At 70.6% G+C, this 15,192-nt stretch carries 11 protein-coding genes and 2 pseudogenes; 8 read left to right on the top strand and 5 right to left on the bottom strand.

All coding sequences use genetic code 11. From position 1 onward, the window contains the following. Positions 1 to 25 precede the first annotated feature (25 nt). From AB0J87_RS57280 to AB0J87_RS57265, 4 genes are all read left to right on the top strand, one after another. Positions 26 to 628, top strand: coding sequence for an acyl-homoserine-lactone synthase (locus tag AB0J87_RS57280; protein WP_363983281.1), 603 nt, complete (start codon positions 26 to 28; stop codon positions 626 to 628). Between the two features lie 110 nt (positions 629 to 738). Continuing rightward, positions 739 to 2,976: a glycoside hydrolase domain-containing protein gene (locus AB0J87_RS57275; protein ID WP_363983584.1), complete on the top strand. Its 2,238-nt coding sequence runs from the start codon at positions 739 to 741 to the stop codon at positions 2,974 to 2,976. Then, entirely contained in the window at positions 2,976 to 4,250 is a 1,275-nt protein-coding gene (locus tag AB0J87_RS57270; RefSeq protein ID WP_363983278.1) for a glycosyltransferase, read from the top strand. The genes AB0J87_RS57275 and AB0J87_RS57270 overlap by 1 nt, the downstream gene beginning before the upstream one ends. 208 nt (positions 4,251 to 4,458) lie before the next feature. Continuing rightward, complete coding sequence (locus AB0J87_RS57265; RefSeq protein WP_363983275.1) at positions 4,459 to 6,036, top strand: alpha/beta fold hydrolase; 1,578 nt, start codon at positions 4,459 to 4,461, stop codon at positions 6,034 to 6,036. Between the two features lie 65 nt (positions 6,037 to 6,101). Here the strand turns inward: AB0J87_RS57265 and AB0J87_RS57260 are convergent, their stop codons facing one another. From AB0J87_RS57260 to AB0J87_RS57250, 3 genes are all read right to left on the bottom strand, one after another. Beyond that, positions 6,102 to 6,764, bottom strand: coding sequence for a methyltransferase domain-containing protein (locus AB0J87_RS57260; RefSeq protein WP_350731785.1), 663 nt, complete (start codon positions 6,762 to 6,764; stop codon positions 6,102 to 6,104). Positions 6,765 to 7,026: 262 nt separating this feature from the next. Then, positions 7,027 to 7,704 (bottom strand): response regulator, encoded by a 678-nt coding sequence (locus tag AB0J87_RS57255; RefSeq protein WP_363983272.1) that lies wholly within the window; start codon positions 7,702 to 7,704, stop codon positions 7,027 to 7,029. Next, positions 7,701 to 9,320, bottom strand: coding sequence for an ATP-binding protein (locus tag AB0J87_RS57250; protein ID WP_363983269.1), 1,620 nt, complete (start codon positions 9,318 to 9,320; stop codon positions 7,701 to 7,703). The genes AB0J87_RS57255 and AB0J87_RS57250 overlap by 4 nt, the downstream gene beginning before the upstream one ends. A gap of 97 nt (positions 9,321 to 9,417) precedes the next feature. Between AB0J87_RS57250 and AB0J87_RS57245 the strand changes: the two genes are divergently transcribed. The 3 genes and pseudogenes from AB0J87_RS57245 to AB0J87_RS57235 form a co-directional block, all read left to right on the top strand. Next, positions 9,418 to 10,428, top strand: coding sequence for a tripartite tricarboxylate transporter substrate binding protein (locus tag AB0J87_RS57245; protein ID WP_363983266.1), 1,011 nt, complete (start codon positions 9,418 to 9,420; stop codon positions 10,426 to 10,428). After that, a complete protein-coding gene (locus AB0J87_RS57240) occupies positions 10,425 to 10,910 on the top strand; it encodes a tripartite tricarboxylate transporter TctB family protein (protein ID WP_363983263.1) in 486 nt (161 codons plus the stop codon). Before AB0J87_RS57245 ends, AB0J87_RS57240 begins: the two co-directional genes overlap by 4 nt. Beyond that, positions 10,910 to 12,379 (top strand): annotated as a pseudogene (locus AB0J87_RS57235) (tripartite tricarboxylate transporter permease); the annotation flags it as partial. The gene AB0J87_RS57240 and the pseudogene AB0J87_RS57235, both read left to right, overlap by 1 nt. A 46-nt stretch (positions 12,380 to 12,425) precedes the next feature. Here AB0J87_RS57235 and AB0J87_RS57230 read toward each other — a convergent pair. Then, on the bottom strand, positions 12,426 to 13,583 hold the full coding sequence (locus tag AB0J87_RS57230) for a glycerophosphodiester phosphodiesterase (protein WP_363983260.1): 1,158 nt from the start codon (positions 13,581 to 13,583) through the stop codon (positions 12,426 to 12,428). A gap of 191 nt (positions 13,584 to 13,774) precedes the next feature. Continuing rightward, positions 13,775 to 14,269: pseudogene (tnpA, locus tag AB0J87_RS57225) on the bottom strand (IS200/IS605 family transposase). 24 nt (positions 14,270 to 14,293) lie between these two features. On the opposite strand from tnpA, the gene AB0J87_RS57220 reads away from it, so the two are divergent. Next, positions 14,294 to 15,142 (top strand): transposase, encoded by an 849-nt coding sequence (locus AB0J87_RS57220; RefSeq protein WP_363983257.1) that lies wholly within the window; start codon positions 14,294 to 14,296, stop codon positions 15,140 to 15,142. The last annotated feature ends 50 nt before the right edge of the window (positions 15,143 to 15,192 follow it).

Here is a 15,192-nt window from a genome sequence, read left to right as displayed (position 1 = left end):
ATCCTGATCATTCGCGGAGGCGCTCGTGGGCGGTTCGCCGGGGGAGAGATGCGCGCAACGGATCGTGGTCGGCGGGGCGAGGGAACTGCCGGAGTGGCTGGTCGACGGCATGTTCCGCCTGCGCCACACAGTGTTCTACGAACGCCTGCACTGGGACGTCGACAGCGTCCACGGCAGGGAGCGCGACTCCTACGACGACTGCGATCCGGTCTACGTGATCGGCTACGCGGAGGACCGCCAGGAGGTCACGGGGTGCTGCCGGCTGCTCCCGACCGTCGGTCCCTACATGCTCCGCGACGTCTTCTCCGAGGCGTTACGCGGTGGCCAGGCACCGTGCGACCCGGCCGTCTGGGAGCTCAGCCGGCTGGCCACCGCGGGCGCCTGGTCCCACAAGGCGACGGTGGGTTTCGGGCCGCTCGCCCGCGCGCTGCTGCGGGAGGCGTTCCGCTGGGTCGACCGGCGCGGTGACACGGTGGTCGCGGTCTCCAGCGTGGCGGTGGAGCGCAGCGTGAACGCCATGGGCGTCGCGACCCGGCGCTTCGGCGACGGCGTGGCGACGCGGCTGGGCAGTCTGCTCTGCTCCGCCTACACCACCTCCACCAGGGACTTCCTGGAGAAGGTGGGCTAAGTGACGTTTCGGCGGTGCCGGGCCGGATCAAATCTTCATTGACGTGCCGCAGGCCAAGAAGTTCATCTCGCCGAAACCCAAGGCGGGATCGCGCCGGATAGAGTCCCGCCATCCTCGACAACGTTGATCCTTTCATCGGCACCTCGGCGACCGACCTGCCCCGGGCACGTGGTCTGGCCGCCACTTGGTGGTGGCCGAAACCGCAGGTGGGCAACACGCACCCGGGAGCCACCTCGCCGCTCGGCATGGTGTCCGCCTGCGCCTACTCCGGCGCGTACCCGACGGGGTACGGGAGGTACACGAAGAACACCGAAGGTGTGCCCGAGGAGATGCTGGAGCGGCTGCAGGCGTCCGGGTTCACCCATTTCCAGCAGTCCGGCACCGGCGCGATCCGCAAGTACTACAACTACGTCCGGGTCACGCCGATGGTGCAGCCGCTGGACGCGCTGGGGGAGGCCTGGCCGCTGCACGACGAGGTGGCGGAGGCGGGCTACTACGCGGCCACCCTGGACACCGGGGTCCGCTGCGAGCTCACCGTGGGCGCCAAGGTCGCCGTGCACCGGTACACGTTCCCGCAGCACAGCAGCGCCCGTGTGGTGATCGATCTGTCCTGCGGCGGCCTGGACATCGAGCTCGGCCGTACGGTGCCGCTGCGGGCCCAGGTGGAGAGCATGGGGCACGGGCGGACCCAGGGCACGGTCGTGATGGAGGGCGTCCCGCTGTCGGTCGTCGTGGACGTCGACAGCCCGGGCTGGCGTCAGATGCTCTGGTACGACCGGCGGCTCATCGACGGCGGCACGCGCCTCGACTTCGACAGCATCCGGCACACCACGCTGCGCCCTTTCGGCATGCTCTACATGGGCCCGGCCGCGCCGGGGCAGACCATCGAGGTACGGCTGGGGTTCTCGCTGCGCGGGTGCGACCAGGCGCGCGAGAACCTGGAGCGCGAGTGCGGGCAGGGGCAGCCGGCGTTCGACGCGGTACGCGCCGGGACGCGCGCCCGCTGGGGCGATCACCTCGACCGGGTCGAGGTCGAGGGCGGCACGCCGGCCCGCAGGACCGTGTTCGCGACGGCGCTCTACCACGCGCTGATCAAGCCGTGCGTCGCCGACGACGAGAGCCCGTTCTGGCCCACTCCCGGGCCGTTCGCGTTCGACGTGTGCACCATGTGGGACATCTACAAGACCCAGCTGCCGCTGCTCGCGGCCATCGCCCCCGACCGGGCCGCGGACCTGCTGGAGTCGCTGATCCGGGTCTGCGAGGAAGAGGGCAACTTCCCGATCGGCTACCGGATGTCCCGCGGCGCCGACCGGTTCTTCCGCCAGGCCAGCGCGCTCGCGCACACCGCGCTGGCGGACGCCCACGCGCTCGGCTGGGCGGGCCTGGACTGGAACTGGGCGCTCGTGCACATGGTCGACGACCTGCGCCGGATGTACGGCGAGGACTTCTTCGAGCACGGAGTGGTGCACCCGATCACCCACACCCTCGACCTCGCCTACGCCCACCACTGCACGGCGCAGGTCGCCCGCGCGCTGAACGACCGGCACCTCGCCGCCGACCTCGAGGACCGCAGCCGTCACTGGTCCAACGCCTTCGACCCGGGCACGGGGCTGCTGCGCGACTCGGAGTTCTACGAGGGCGGCAAGTGGAACTACTCGTTCAGGCTGCTGCACGACATGGCCGCGAGGATCGCCCTGGCCGGCGGCGACGCGGCCTTCATCGACAAGCTGGACAGGTTCTTCGGCTTCGGCGCCGCACCGGTGACGCAGCCCGGCCGCCGCCCGCGCACGGCGGAGATGGCGGCCGGTTACGCCCTCAACCGGTTCGAAGGGCTGAACAACGAGCCCGACATGGAGGCGCCGTGGGCCTACCACTACGCGGGCCGGCCCGACCGCACGGCCCAGGTGGTGCAGGCGGCGCTGACCTGGCAGTTCGGCACCGGCCCCGGCGGGCTTCCCGGTAACGACGACTCCGGCGGCCTGAGCTCGTGGTACGTCTGGGCGTCGCTGGGGCTGTTCCCGGTCGCCGGGCAGAACCTGTTCCTGGTCAACGCGCCCGCGTTCGAACGGGCCGTGCTCCGGGCCGGCGGCAACGAGTTCGTCATCGAGACCAGCGGGCTCCGCGAGACACCGATCGGCGTCGACGGCATCGAGCAGGACCCGCCCGCGCAGTACGTACAGTCGGCGACCCTCAACGGCGAGCCCCTGCACGCGACACACCTGAGCGCCGCCACCGTGCACCGGGGTGGCCGGTTGCACCTGCGGCTGGGGCCGGAGCCGTCGGCGTGGGGCCGGGGGCTCCGCCCGCCGTCCCTGTCCGATCCGCCCGCGACACCGGAGGAACCGTGATGACCCACCCCCGTCGCCGTCTCGTCATCGTGGTCAGGGCCGACCCGGTCATCTGCGGCCACTCCGGCGAGGCCCGCAATCTCGCCGAGGTGGCGCTGACCCGCGGATTCGACGACGTACGGCTGCTGACCTGGCCGATCCCGACGCTGCAGGCGGCCGGGCTGCCGCTCAAGCCGCTGGACCGGCTGCTGCCGTACAGCGCCGGGATCACCGTGGAGCGGCCGGAGCCGGTCGGCGACTACCGGGTGCCCGACGGACGCCACCAGGCCGGGCTCACCGGCCGCCTCGTCGAGCTGCTCGCCGAGCCGTTACGCACGACCTGCCTGTCCATGTACCTCGCCCCGCACACCGCGGTGGTCGTGGACGCGGTCGCGGCCGCGCGGGCGGCCGGGTTCGCGCCGGACGTCCACACCATCGCGAAAGCCGTCGGCTCCGACGTGACCAACGTGATCCGCTCGTGCCTGCGGGAAGACCGGTTCGGCGCGGCGACCGTGCTGTTCACCACCTTCCTGGCCAACGACGAGGTCGTCGCGGTCTCCGAGTACACCCGGGAGGAGATCGTCGCCTCGGCCGAGCAGGTGGACGCCCACTGCGGCACCACGTTCGCCGAACAGTGCCGGCGCCGCGTCACCGTCAGCTACCCGCCGATCGACTCCGCCGCCTTCCTCGACCCGGACCCGGCCCAGGTGGACGCCGCGCTCGCGCGGCGCGGCCTGGAGCGCGACGGATACATCCTGTTCCTGTCCCGCGTGACCCGGGCCAAGGGGATCCACGACCTGCTGGCCGCCTTCGGCCGGATGCGCTGCCGGTCGCGGGTGAAACTGGCCGTCGTCGGCACCGGCCCGGCGCTGGAGCAGGTGCGGGCGGCGGCCGAGGGCGACGACCGGGTGGTCCTCTTCACCGACGTCGACGACCAGGAGAAGCCGCTGCTCATGCGCGGCTGCGCGGCCTACGTCCTGCCCACCAAGCCCGAGCCCGAGTTCGTGGAGACGTTCGGCATCGCCCTGGCCGAGAAGATGCTCTCCGGCGGCGGGCCGATCGTCACCACCACGACGGGCGGGACCCTCGAGGCGGTCGGCGACACCGCCGTCGTCATCGAACCCGGGGACGTCGCCGGGCTGGTCGCGGCCGTGGACCGGGTGGTCCTCGACATGCCCGCCGCCGAACGGCAGGACCTGGAGCTTCGCGCCCGCGCCCGCGCGATGTCCTTCGACCGGGTCGCGGTGTTCGACAGCCTGTTCCCGCAGGGGACGCCTGCCGTTGCTTCTTGCTGATTTTGGACGTGTCTGAATAAGTCCCGAACACGTCCATATGTTTCGTGGTAGGACGTACGAGCGAACGTAGGGATCGGCTGGATGTTGCGCTCGGCCCGCCCATGGCGCGCGCGCTCGCCGCGCGCCGCCGGGCTACGGGGCCGTCGACGGGGATGATCAGAGTCGGCCGCGTGCCGCGCGGGGGCCAGCCGACGACGATTGGAGCAATGTGCGACGAAAGTACTCTGTGCTGGCTGCCGCCTTCGTGGCGTTAGCGGCGCTTTTGCCCGTCTCGCCGGCCGCAGGCGCGGCCACGCGGGACGGAGCCTCGGGGGAGACCACGACAGGCAGCATCGCCTGGGCGCCCTGCGAGGAGGAGCCCACCGCCGAGTGCGGCAAGCTGGCCGTCCCGGTCGACTGGTCCAACCCGAACGGCGAGAAGATCGACCTGGCCATCGCCCGGCGCAAGGCCACGGACCCCGCGGCCCGGGTCGGCTCCCTGGTGATCAACCCGGGCGGTCCCGGCGGGTCCGGCGTGGAGTCCGTGTACGGCGCCACCTGGTTCACCGATGAGCTCCAGAGGCGCTTCGACATCGTCGGATTCGACCCCAGAGGCGTGGGCCGCAGCCACCCGGTGATCTGCTCGGCGTCGGTGTACAACCAGATGCCGCACACCGTCATCTCCTCCCAGGCCCAGTTCGACGCCTGGGACGCCTTCACCAAGAAGCTGCACAAGGACTGCCGGGAGCGCACCGGCCCTCTGTACGACCACGTCGACTCGCGCAACGTGGCCCGCGACATGGACGCCCTGCGCGCCGCCCTCGGCGAGGAGAAGCTGACCTACTACGGCATCTCGTACGGGACGCTGATCGGCCAGATGTACGCCGAGATGTTCCCGAACCGCATCCGGGCGCTCGCGCTGGACAGCAACATGGACCACAGCCTCGGCGTCGCGGGCTTCCTCGCCACCGAGGCGGTCGCGGTCGAGGACGCGTTCGACGAGTTCGTGGGCTGGTGCGAGGCCGACGAGAGCTGCATCCTGCACGGGCGTGACGTCCGCGCGATGTGGCGGGACCTGCTGGCCAAGGCGCGGCGCGGGGAGCTGTACTACCCGACCGCCCCGGACAAGCCGATGACGGAGCTGCAGGTCATCTACAACGCCGCGCTCGGCACCGAGGGGCCCGACTGGCGCACGCTGAGCGAGGTCATCAACTGGCTGAGCGGCGGCGCTGAGCCGTCGTGGGTGCCGCCGCTGCCGGGGCGGGGCCCCGTCGAGGGCGACGTGGCCGAGCTGCCGACCCGGATCCTGTGCCAGGACTACAACCTCCGGGTGCGGAACTACGCGGAGTACGCGGCTCTCATGAAGGTCTCCAACAGCCTGGCGCCCGACGTGCGGTACCACCCGTTCCCGTACGACGACCTGCCGATCTGCCTGAACTCGACCCCGACGAACCCGCCGCACGCGCTGCGGTACACGGGTGACGCCCCGATCCTGCTCGGGAACTCGCTGCACGATCCCGCCACTCCGTACATGTGGTCCGCCAACGTGGGTCGCCAGCTCGGCTCGAAGGCGACGCTGCTCACCTACGAGGGCTGGGGCCACCGCATCTACGGCAAGGACGAGTGCAGCACGGTGCCCATCGACAACTTCCTGATCTCGCTGACGGTGCCCCCGAAGGGCTACCGCTGCGAGGTGGGCGGCAAGGCCGAGATCATGGCCAAGCGGCAGCCCGGGCGGCTGTGGCCGACCGACCGGCTCAACTGGGGCGGCTCGTTCGTGACCCCGTCCTTCAAGACGGCCGGCTGAGCCGGCCATCTCTGACGCCGCCCATGGCCCGGGTACGTGGCCATGAGCGGCGTCTCGCTTTCCCGTCAGGAACGGGGCCGGCGGGCGTGCAGGACGAAGGCCGGGGGCCAGTTGCGCCAGACGGTGCGGCTGGGGACGACCTCCTCGAAGCGGTCCGCCAGCAGGTCGCGGAAGCGGCGCGCGGAGCTCAGCGGGACGGCGTGGAGGTAGGTGAAGGCGGTGAAGGCGCTGTACGGCCCGAGGATCGCGGTCGTCGCGTCCATGAGCTGCTGCTGATCGGCGGCCGGGAAGAGGGTCCAGGGCAGGCCGCTCACCACGACGTCGGCGCGCTCGATCCCGCGCTCGTCCAGGAGCCGCCGCAGATGCTTGGCGTCCTCCTGGATCACCTCGGCTCCCGGATAGCGGTGGCGGAGCAGGTCGGCCAGGCGCGGGTTGAGCTCGATGGCCAGGTGGCGGCCGCGGCCGTCGAGCCGGCGCTGGATCTCCGCGGTGAACGGCCCCGTGCCCGGGCCCAGCTCGACCACGACGGGCTCTCCGCGCTCCGGGAGAGGGCAGGAGACCGCGCGCGCAAGGTGCCGCGAGCTGGGCGCGACGGCGCCCATCCGCAGCGGGGATCGCAGCCACTGTCCCAGGAACAACGTGAGGTCGTTCGGCGCGAGCCGGGCCGGGGCCGCCTCGGTGTGGTGGCGGTCCGGTTCGCCTGTGGCGCGAGTGGTGCTGGAGGTCATGCTTTCCCTTCGCGATGTGCGGATGCGGGGCATTGCGATCACTTACGTCCTCACCGGCTGGCCGACCAGGTCATTGGAGAGCTCTACCCAAATGAGATGTCCTGATTAGTGTGGGGTTGTCCGAGCCAGTGCGCATCCGGTAGTGGGGATCCGGCCTTGTCGGTGTCGTCGGCAAGGGTGTCGCTCCAGTTGTCGCGGCCTGTGACCTGGTAGTAGACCCTAATGCCGATGCGGCCGCCCGCGTGCCCGCCGGCCCGGGGAATCACGCCGGGCGGTGCCACTGGTAGCGGCGTTCCGGGCGGCCGGTGCCGCCGTAGCGCAGGGAGACCTCGACCTGGCCGATCGCGGCCAGGTGCTCGAGATAGCGGCGGGCGCTGACCCGGGAGACGCCCACCTGGGCGGCGCACTCGGTGGCCGACAGCGTGCCGCCGCTTTCCCGGAGCGCGCGTTTGACCAGCTCGGCCGTCTCCACGCTCATGCCCTTGGGCAGCGTGGCGGGCATCGCGGAGCCGGCCCCGGACAGGAGCCGGTCGACGTCGGCCTGGCTGGTGATGACCGTGCTGCCCAGGCCGGCGCGCCGGGCGGCGTAGCGCTCCAGCCGGACGCGCAGGTCGTCGACGTCGAACGGCTTGAGCAGGTAGTTGCTGACACCCCGGCGGGCGGCCCCGCGTACCGCGTCGAGCTCGCGGGCGGCGCTGATCACGATGACGTCGCAGTCGTGCCCGGCGGCGCGCATCCGGGTGATGACGTCCAGGCCGAAGACGTCGGGCAGGTACAGGTCGAGCAGCACCAGGTCGGGATGGAGCTCGGCGACGCGCTCCAGGGCCTGCTCGCCGGAGCCGGCGGTGCCGATCACCCGGAAGCCCTCGATCTGGTTGACGAAGCCGCTGTTGACCTTGGCGACCATGAAGTCGTCGTCCACGACCAGTACGTCGATCATCGGGATACCTCCATCGCCAGGCGGCCGACGGACATGCGGGCGGTGAACATGGCGCCGTCGGCGGTGTTGGTCACCGCGACCTCGCCGCCGCGGCGGCGGCAGACGAGCTGGGCGAGCGCCAGGCCGATGCCGCGTTCGCCGCCTCGGGCGGCTTTCGTGGTGAAGCCCCGGGTGAAGACCTCATGGGCGAGTTCGGGTGCGACGCCGGGGCCGGAGTCGCGTACGACGATCTCGACGCTGGAGGTGTCCTGGCGCAGCTCCACCTCCACCCAGGCCGGCTCGCCGCTGCCGCAGGCGGCGTCGATGGCGTTGTCGACGAGGTTGCCGGTCACGGTGGCCACGTCCGCGGCGTCCAGGGGGTCCAGCCGGTCCAGGGCGGTGCGTCCGGACAGGCGCAGCTCGACGCGGCGTTCGGCGGCGAGGGAGGATTTGGCCATGAGCAGCGCGGCGACGGAGGTGTCACGGACACGGCTGCTGAGGCTCAGGTCGAGGGACTCGCGGTGCTCGCGGATCGCCCGGATGTAGCGGACGACCTCGTCGTGCTCCCTGACCTGGATCAGCCCGGAGATGACGTGGAGCTGGTTGGCGAACTCGTGCGCCTGGGCCCGCAGCAGCTCGGTCGAGCTGCGGAAGGAGCCGAGCTCGCGTTCGAGCTGGGCGAGCTCGGTGCGGTCGCGCAGGGTGGTGACCGAGCCGAGGCGGCGGCCGTCCTTGTCGATCATCATGCGGTTCATGACCAGCACGCGGCCCCGGTGGAGGGCGATCTCGTCGTGGGCCTCGTCGGCGCCGCTCAGCACGTCGTACAGGCGGCCCTGGACGCCGAGCGCGGTCAGGCTCATGCCGACGCAGTGGTCGGGGAGGTCGAGCAGCGTCCTGCCCATGTCGTTGACCATGGTGAGCCGGTGCTGCGGGTCCAGCGCGACCACGCCTTCGGCGATGCCGTGCAGCATGGCCTCGCGGTGCTCGGTCAGGCCGGCGATCTCGCGGGGCTCCATGCCGAGGGTCTGGCGTTTGATCCGCCTGGCCAGCAGCCACGACCCGGCGCCACCGAGCGCGACGGCGACGCCGAGGTAGGTCAGCAGGTACGAGGAGGCGCCGACCAGCCGTTCTCCCACCGTGGGGGCGGCCACGCCGATCATCACCGTGCCCAGGTGAGCGCCGTGGTCGGCGGGAGCGTCGCTCAGGACGGGAACCTGGGCGGCGACCTCGGGCACCCCGTCGACCACCAGGTGACCGGACCAGCCCCGCGCCCGGGCGACACCGGGATCGCCCAGCGGCAGCGCGGCCCCGACGATGGTGGTGTCGGTCGAGCTGATGATCTTGCCGCTCGCGTCGGCCACGGTGACCATCGTGACGCCGGACTGGGTCAGCGTCGAGTGCACCAGCGGGGCGAGTACCTCGCCGGGCGCCGGCTGGTCGATCTGGGCACGTACGAGCGGGTTCCAGGCGAGCTGTTCGGCCAGCGCGGTCACCCGCCGTCCCTCGACGCGGTCGAACGTCGCCTCGGACTGGGCCAGCGAGAGGGCGCCGACGGCGAACAGGACCATCAGGACGATGGCCAGTTGCAGGATCAGCATCTCTCCGGCAAGAGTCGGGCGGCGGCGTCTCACGAACACAATGAACACAATCTCCGCTGGTCACACAAGGCAGACGGCCTGTCGGCCGGGTTCGCATAATCATGGCGCTGCACTTGTCCATGCGAAAGAGACCATTGTGAGAAATCGGATCGGCGCCCTCCTCGGCGCACTGGCGGCGCTGTCGATGCTCGCGGTCAGCGCCTGCGGGGCGACCGCGGCCAAGCAGACAGGCACGGGCGCGAGCGCGGCCGGTGAGCCCGTCGGCGGGCTGCGCGTGATGGTGCCCAACACCCCCGGCGGCGGCTACGACACCACCGCCCGTACGGCGGCCAAGGTCATGGAGGACACGAAGATCGCCTCGGGGGTGCAGGTGTTCAACCTGCCCGGCGCGGGCGGCACGGTCGGCCTGCAGCGCACGATCAACGAAAAGGGCAACGGCAAGCTGGCCATGCTGATGGGCCTGGGCGTCGTCGGCGCCTCCTACGCCTCCAAGTCCACGGCTACGCTCACCCAGACCACGCCGATCGCCAAGCTCATCGAGGAGGCGGGCGCGATCGTGGTGTCGAAGGACTCGCCGTACAAGACGATCGGCGACCTGGTGGCGGCGTGGAAGAAGGACCCCGAGAAGGTCACCGTCGGCGGCGGCTCCTCGCCGGGCGGTCCCGATCACCTGCTGCCGATGCAGCTGGCCAAGGCCGTCGGCATCGACCCCAAGCAGGTGAACTTCGTCTCCTACGACGGCGGCGGCGAGCTGCTGCCCGCGATCCTCGGCAACAAGATCGGGTTCGGGGCGAGCGGCTACGGCGAGTTCCTCGACCAGGTCGAGGCCGGCACCGTGCGCATCCTCGCGGTGACCAGCGCGGAGCCGATCGACGTGGTCAAGGACGTCCCCACGCTCAAGGCCTCCGGCATCGACCTGGTCTTCAGCAACTGGCGCGGCATCGTGGCCCCTCCCGGCATCGGCGACGCCGACAGGAAGACCTGGATCGACGCCATCACCCGCATGCACGACTCGCAGGAATGGAAGACCGAGCTGACCAAGCGCGGCTGGACCGATGCCTTCCTGCCCGGCGACCAGTTCACCGCCTACCTCGCCGAACAGGACAAGAGCGTCGCGGCGATCCTGTCCGAACTCGGGCTGGCATGAGCCGGGATCGCGCCCAGTACGGCGTCTGCGCCCTCCTGACCCTGACCGGCGCGCTGGTGATCGCCGACGCCCTCCGCATCACCCATCTGATCAGCAGCAATGACCCCATCGGCCCCCGCCCGGTGCCGATCCTGCTGGGCCTGTGCCTGCTCGCGGTCGCCGTCGCGTACGGCATCGACGTCGCCCGCGGCGGCCGCGGCGAGCCGGAGGCGGGCGAGGACGTCGACCTGACCACCCGCGTCGACTGGCGCACGGTGCTGCTGCTGATCGGCGCCTTCCTGCTGAACGCCGCCCTCATCGACCGGCTGGGCTGGGTCATCAGCGGCACGATCCTGTTCTGGGGATCGGCCTTCGCCCTGGGCAACCGGCACCACGTGCGGGGCCTGCTGATCGCCGTCGCGCTCGCGCTGATCACCTTCTACGCGTTCGCGATCGGCCTGGGCGTCAACCTGCCCGCCGGCGTGCTGCAGGGGATCCTGTGATGGACAACCTGCGCCTCCTGCTCGACGGGTTCGCCAACGTCGCCTCCCCGGGCAACCTCCTGGTGGCCCTCATCGGCGTGGTCGCCGGCACCGCCGTCGGCGTGCTGCCCGGCATCGGCCCGGCCATGACCGTGGCGCTGCTGCTGCCGGTCACGTACGGGATGGATCCCACCCAGGCCTTCATCCTGTTCGCGGGCATCTTCTACGGCGGCATGTACGGCGGCTCGACCACCTCCATCCTGCTCAACACGCCCGGCGAGTCCTCCTCGGTGATCACCTCGATCGAGGGCAACAAGATGGCCAAGGCCGGGCGGGCCGCCCAGGCCCTGGCGACCGCGGCCATCGGCTCGTTCGTGGCCGGCACGATCGCCACCCTGGCGCTGGTGCTCGTCACCCCCGTGGCGGTCAGGTTCGCCATCAGCCTGGGCGCGCCCGACTACTTCGCGATCATGCTGCTGGCCTTCGTCGCGGTCTCGGCCACGCTGGGCGGCTCGCGGGTGCGCGGCTTCGCCTCCCTGCTGGTCGGGCTGGTCATCGGCACCGTCGGCATCGACGGGGTGACCGGTCAGCAGCGGCTCACGCTCGGCATCCCGCAACTCGCGGACGGCATCGACGTGGTCGTGGTCGCCGTCGGCATCTTCGCCGTCGGGGAGGCGCTGTGGGTGGCCGCGCACCTGCGCCGCAAGGCCGTGCCCGTCGTGCCGGTCGGCCGGCCGTGGATGGGCGCGGAGGACTGGCGGCGCTCCTGGAAGCCCTGGCTGCGCGGCACCGCCCTCGGCTTCCCCTTCGGCGCCCTGCCCGCCGGCGGCGCCGAGATCCCCACCTTCCTGTCGTACGCCACAGAGAAGCGGCTCGCCAAGCGGCCCGAGGAGTTCGGCAACGGCGCCATCGAAGGCGTCGCCGGACCGGAGGCAGCCAACAACGCCTCCGCCGCCGGCACCCTGGTGCCGATGCTGGCCATCGGCCTGCCCACCACGGCCGTGTCCGCGGTGATGCTCGCCGCGTTCGAGTCGTACGGCATCCAGCCCGGCCCCCTGCTGTTCGAACGCCAGCCGACCCTGGTCTGGACGCTGATCGCCAGCCTGTTCGTGGGCAACCTGCTGCTGCTCGTCCTCAACCTGCCCCTGGCCCCCGCCTGGGCCAGGCTGCTGCGCATCCCCCGGCCCTACCTGTACGCGGGCATCCTGTTCTTCGCCTCCATGGGCGCCTACGCGGTCAACGCCCAGCCGTTCGACCTGATCCTGCTGCTGCTCCTCGGGCTGCTCGGCTTCGGCATGCGCCGCTTCGGGCTGCCGGTGCTGCCGCTGATCGTCGGCGTCATCCTCGGCCCCCGCGCCGAACTCCAGGGCCGCCGCTCCCTGCAACTGTCCGGCGGAGACCTGTCGGGCCTGCTCGGCGGGCCCGTCTCCTACACGATCTACGCCGTCATCCTCGTGCTGCTCGCCTGGCCGTTGATCAAGCGCCTCCGGAGAGGCTGAGGGCCGCCTCCGCACGGAGGCGGCCCCGGTCAACTGCCTACTGCTGGCCCTCTTCCGGCAGCCCGTTGTCGAACTGCTGCTGGGGCTGCACCTGCTTGTGCGGCTTGCCCCGCTCGCCCCGCGCCAGGACGGCGGCGTCCGGGTAGTCGGTGACGAACGCGTCCACGCCCAGGTCCAGGTGCGCGCGGTACTCCGACAGCGCGTCACCGTGGTCGGTCGCGACCTGGCCGCGGCGCAGCTGCAGCGGCAGGTACTGGTTCTCGCTGCGGAAGGTGTACACGCCGATCTTCAGTCCCGCCTTGTGCGCGTCGGAGACCAGCGTCGTCGGGGTGCCCGAGCTGCCGTCCGGGTTGAGCGGGATCGCCGAGGACTTGTCCGGCCCGATCCACTGCGCGTACTGCGCGATCTTCGCCAGTCCCTCGGGCTTCATCATGTCCGCGTAGGTCGTCGGGTCTCCGGCCGCGGTCAGGTCGTACGGCCGGCCGGTGGTGCCCAGCGCCTGCCACAGCGGCACGCGCAGGTCCTTGGCCACCCGCTTGAGGCTGGACGGCTCGAACGACTGCACCACCACCGGGCCGCCCGGCCGGTTGAGGCCGTTGCGCTTGACGGTCTCGATCAGCGGCTCCTCCAGCGGCAGCCCGATCGACCGGAAGTACGTCGGGTGCTTGGTCTCGGGGAAGACGCCGACCTGCCTGCCGTACTGGCGGGAGAGCCGCTTGGCCAGGTCGAGCACCTCCTGGAAGGTGAGCACCTGGTAGTAGCCGTCGTAGACGGTGTTGCGCTGGCGGATCGCGGGCAGCCGCTCGACCGCGCGCAGCGTCTTCAGCTCGGCCAGCGTGAAGTCCTCGGTGAACCACCCGGTCACGTTGCGCCCGTCCACGACCTTGGTGGTCTTGCGCGTGGCGAACTCGGGGTGGAGCGACACGTCGGTGGTGCCGGAGATCTCGTTCTCGTGCCGGACGACCAGCACGTGGTCCTTGGTCGGCACCAGGTCGGGCTCGATCCAGTCGGCGCCCATGGCCACGGCGAGCTCGTAGCCGCCCTGCGTGTGCTCGGGGCGGTGGCCCGCCGCGCCGCGGTGGCCGATGACGACGACCTGGGACCGGTCGGGCGTGGCCTCGGCGGCTGCCGGAGCGGCGCTCGCTCCGGCGAGGGGGGTGATGATGGCGAGCGTGGTGGCCGCGATCTTTCGCACGTGAAACTCCCTGCGGCATCGGCACCGGAGACTCTCACCGGTGATCGCCGCGGCGATTATGGTAAGGACCGAAATGCGACTATGGGCCAATATTGGCGGAATTTCCGGTGACAAGCCCGCCGCGGGAACAGACCGCCGCCCGCTCGGCAACAACAGGCGTGCTACCGAAATCGTCCGTCGTGCTTCGGGCTTCAGTCCGGGGTGAAGCGGACCAGCCCGTGTAGCGGGGCAAGAACAGCCGATTCGCCGCCGGGCGTATTGGCGTCCACCCCGATCAGAACGCCTGGTTTCTGCTCGATGTACTGGCGCAGGACACTGATCGGGGCGCTGCCCACTGATCCGGCGAAGCAGGAGCCGGACCACAGCTTGTTCGCCTGGTAGCAGTTGGCCAGGTTCGGGGAACTCTTGGCGCATCCGCCGGGACGAGACGCCCGTCAACGAGTTGACCAACTTCGACAGTGCCACTTTGGGTGGGAAGTTGACCAGCAGACGGACGTGGTTGTCCCCGTCGTTGAACTTGGCCGGGGTGGTTTCGGAGTCGGCGCAGACGGCCCTCGTGATCTCTTCCAGGCGGGTCACGTGGGTACCGGTGAACACTTGTACCGGAACTTGGTGACGCAAACCAAATGAGCGTGCAAGAGGAAAACGCAGTGTCTGTCGGTTCTGATTTCGCCGTACTCAGCCATGGACCAACTCCTACGATGGCTCTCGTGCAGCTGCGGTATTCCTTCCGTATGGACCCGACGCCGGGGCAGTGCATCGCGTTGGCCAAGGCGTTCGGGTGCGCCCGCGTGGTGTTCAACGACGCGCTCGCGCTGCGCAACCACGCCCACGAGCAGGGGCTGCCGTTCGTCACCGATGCGCAACTGTCCCGCACGGCGATCACCCAGGCGAAGCGACGCCCCGAGCGGGCCTGGCTGGGCGAGGTATCGGCGGTCGTGCTGCAACAGGCCCTGTCCGACTGCACCACCGCGTTCCGCAACTTCTTCGCCTCGGTCAAAGGGAAGCGCAAGGGGCCGAAGCTCGCGCCGCCCCGGTTCCGCTCCCGCAAGGACAACCGGCAGGCGATCCGGTTCACCAAGAACGCCCGCTTCGCCGTCACCGTCGTTGGCAAGCTGCGCCTGCCGAAGATCGGGGATGTGCCGGTGCGGTGGTCGCGCAAGCTGCCCGCGCAACCATCCTCGGTCACCATCATCAAGGACGCGGCGAACCGGTATTTCGCAAGTTTCGTGGTCGAGGTGCGTGAGCAGCCGCTGACCGCCGTGCCTGCCGAGACGGGGATCGACCTCGGACTCGGCCATTTCGCCGTCCTGGCGGACGGCCGGAAGATCGACTCTCCGCGTTTCCTCCGCCGGGCGGAGAAGAAACTCAAGAAGTTTCAGAAAGCGCTGTCGCGTAAGCAGAAAGGATCAGCCAACCGGGCCACGGCCCGCAGCAAGGTCGCTCGCCAGCACACGAAGGTTGCCGACGCGCGCCGTGACTTCCATCACCAGACCTCCACCCAGTTGATCCGCGAGAACTGTGAGGATGGTGGTGTGCCGCTTCGAGCCCCGGCTTGACCCGCGCGAGAACAGACCATGGTGTCCTTGTTTGGATCTGTCGGCCGGGG

Origin of the sequence: Nonomuraea sp. NPDC049625, assembly GCF_040675285.1 — a bacterium.
In the GTDB taxonomy this organism is placed as follows: Bacteria; Actinomycetota; Actinomycetes; order Streptosporangiales; family Streptosporangiaceae; genus Nonomuraea; species Nonomuraea angiospora_A.
This window is presented reverse-complemented; position numbering and strand designations above follow the sequence as displayed.

Coding starts and splice junctions, on each gene's coding strand:
- AB0J87_RS57270 (WP_363983278.1), top strand. CDS start 2,976: ATGACCCACCCCCGTCGCCGTCTCGTCATCGTGGTCAGGGCCGACCCG.
- AB0J87_RS57260 (WP_350731785.1), bottom strand. CDS start 6,764: ATGACCTCCAGCACCACTCGCGCCACAGGCGAACCGGACCGCCACCAC.
- AB0J87_RS57255 (WP_363983272.1), bottom strand. CDS start 7,704: ATGATCGACGTACTGGTCGTGGACGACGACTTCATGGTCGCCAAGGTC.
- AB0J87_RS57240 (WP_363983263.1), top strand. CDS start 10,425: ATGAGCCGGGATCGCGCCCAGTACGGCGTCTGCGCCCTCCTGACCCTG.